Origin of the sequence: Niallia sp. HCP3S3_B10 (assembly GCF_052064465.1) — a bacterium.
Classification (GTDB): domain Bacteria; phylum Bacillota; class Bacilli; order Bacillales; family Cytobacillaceae; genus Niallia; species Niallia hominis.
Genome location: NZ_JBQHVO010000121.1, coordinates 1 through 2,541 on the forward strand (window position 1 = coordinate 1; position 2,541 = coordinate 2,541).

2 protein-coding genes and 1 rRNA gene are annotated in these 2,541 nt (G+C 31.4%); 2 read left to right on the forward strand and 1 reads right to left on the reverse strand.

What is annotated here, in order from left to right; translation table 11 throughout:
• Window positions 1–91, forward strand: a 5S ribosomal RNA gene (gene rrf, locus ACTNDN_RS24605); the annotation flags it as partial.
• Window positions 92–491: 400 nt separating this feature from the next.
• Here the strand turns inward: rrf and ACTNDN_RS24610 are convergent.
• Window positions 492–791 carry a winged helix-turn-helix transcriptional regulator gene (locus ACTNDN_RS24610; RefSeq protein ID WP_048717750.1) on the reverse strand — a complete coding sequence of 100 codons (300 nt, stop codon included), beginning with the start codon at window positions 789–791 and terminating at the stop codon, window positions 492–494.
• Between the two features lie 501 nt (window positions 792–1,292).
• Between ACTNDN_RS24610 and ACTNDN_RS24615 the strand changes: the two genes are divergently transcribed.
• Window positions 1,293–2,117, forward strand: coding sequence for an aldo/keto reductase (locus ACTNDN_RS24615; RefSeq protein WP_048717752.1), 825 nt, complete (start codon window positions 1,293–1,295; stop codon window positions 2,115–2,117).
• Window positions 2,118–2,541 lie beyond the last annotated feature (424 nt).

The window sequence follows — 2,541 nt, forward strand, 5'->3', positions numbered from 1 at the left end:
ACCCGTTCCCATACCGAACACGGAAGTTAAGCTTCTCAGCGCCGATGGTAGTTGGGGGTTCTCCCCCTGTGAGAGTAGGACGTCGCCAGGCCACTAAAAGACCTAAAAGCTTTATTGCTTTTAGGTCCTTTTTATCATTTTTAGCGTGAAGACTCCTTCCTCAAAAAGCGATAGCGGTTAGGTGGGAGATGAATCGCTTCTATTTTTATTAACTAGTGGTATCGAGATACTCTATTAATATTTGATTATTCTTATAGAAAACAATAATGTTAGTAGAAAGTAAATTCCCTTAAAAATCCCATATTTCAATATTGAATAACGGATAATGCTAAAGGACTTCATAAGTTGGAAGTCCTTTTAATATAAAAATCAATGAAGATAGATTAACTTAGTATAATGATTATTAGATAAGCTTAACTTTAAGTGGTACCAGACATAATAGTCCAGTCCAGTTTATAACAAAGGTTTACTTTATGTATGATAGAATTGTTTTACGCCCATTCAGCAGCCCACTTTTTCATTTCCTTTAATACACTATGAAAAGAATCGCCTTTTTTTGTAAGAGAGTATTCAACAGTAATAGGAACTGTAGGGATAGCTGTTCGAATAATAATACCTTTCTTCTCTAAATGTTTGAGTGTTGTCGTTAAAGAATTAGGACTTATCCCCTCAATGGATCTCCGTAATTCATTGAACCGTTTTGTCCCTTCGAATAATTCCCTTAACACTAGAAATGACCATTTATTTCCGATAATATCAAGTGTTTTTTCAATTGAGCATGGAATTTCCATCCTATCCCTCCTGGTTACGAATTAATAGTTAGTTAAGTATAAGTAACTATGTCATAAAAAATTCACTACTTACATTATTATATTAAGTCTTGTAAAATAGCAATCAAGCAATCCTAGTAGGAATCTCTAAAATTTTCAAATAAGATTTAGGAAAACTTAAATTGAAGCAATTTGGAAAGTGGAAATTTGAATGGACTTTATCTCCATTTATCATCTTTGTTAATACTTTAATTATTAAGGCGTTTAACGTAATTTATAGTTGAAAAGTATTTTAATGCATTTTTCTTTAGATAACTACATAGTAAGTATAATTGTTCTATGAAATAGTCCTCTAAGGAGGTTATTTTGGTTATCTTTAATCCTTATTGGTAATAAAGTAAACTTAGTTTATCTATCGTTTTTCTAATAATGAAAAGAGGAAAGGAAATAGTATCATTGCTTAGGAATTAAAGGGTAGGGATAGTAGCACAAATATATTTATTTAAAAAGGAGAAATGTATAATGGAATTTGTTACTTTAAATAATGGATTGAAAATGCCTCAATTAGGATTTGGAGTTTGGCAAGTGGCAGATAATCAAGCAACTAGTGCAGTCGCTGAAGCTCTTGTAGTTGGTTATCGATCCATTGATACTGCAATGATTTATAAAAATGAAAAAGGTGTAGGGAAAGCGATAAAAGAATCTTCTGTTCCTCGTGAAGAGTTGTTTATTACGACAAAAGTTTGGAATAGTGATCAAGGTTATGAAAATACACTGAAAGCATTTGATGAAAGTATAGAAAGATTGGGTCTTGATTATGTTGATTTATATTTAATTCATTGGCCAACACCTAAATTTGATAATTATGTGGATACATATAAAGCTTTAGAAAAACTATATAAGGATGGAAAAGTGAAAGCTATCGGTGTGTGTAACTTTGAAATAGAACATTTAGAGCGCATTTTAACTGAATGTGAAGTTAAGCCTGTTCTAAATCAGGTAGAATGTCATCCATACTTGGCGCAAAAGGAATTAAAGGAGTATTGTACAAAGCATGATATTTTTGTAGAAGCTTGGAGTCCGTTAGATCAGGGCGGAGAAGTATTGCAAGATGAAGTGATTAAAAATATTGCCGATGCACTCAAAAAAACACCAGCTCAAATTGTTTTGCGTTGGCATTTACAAAATAATACAATTGCGATTCCGAAATCAGTTACTCCATCAAGAATTGAAGAGAACTTCCAAGTGTTTGACTTTGAGCTCAATGAAACAGAAGTAAACGCTATAAATCAATTAAACATTAATAGACGTAAAGGATCTCATCCTAACGATATGCATGTACGTTAAATGTTATTTATCTCTATGAAAGAAAGGGGAGGTTTTATTTCTCTCTTTCTTTCGTTATTTTTACTTGAGTATTGTTTTATTTAGAAGGAAGAAAATTTTTAAATTTTTTTTGAATAAATTGCTGACAAAATGATTATAACCTGTTATTATATAAAAGTTGCTTCTAACGGCAACGTAATATGATAATTTAATAGTGAAAGTTATTTCGAAAAAGTTGTTGACTTTCGCTTGATAAATATGATATTATATAAAAGTTGCTTCTTATAGCAACAAACAAATTGCTCTTTGAAAACTGAACAAACAAACGTCAACAATATTCGTTTTATAACTAACGTTATAGAATGACAACAAGTAACAAAAAAGCTAGAGTTTAGCAATGAGCTAATCAACTCTTTATTGGAGAGTTTGATCCTGGCTCAGGACG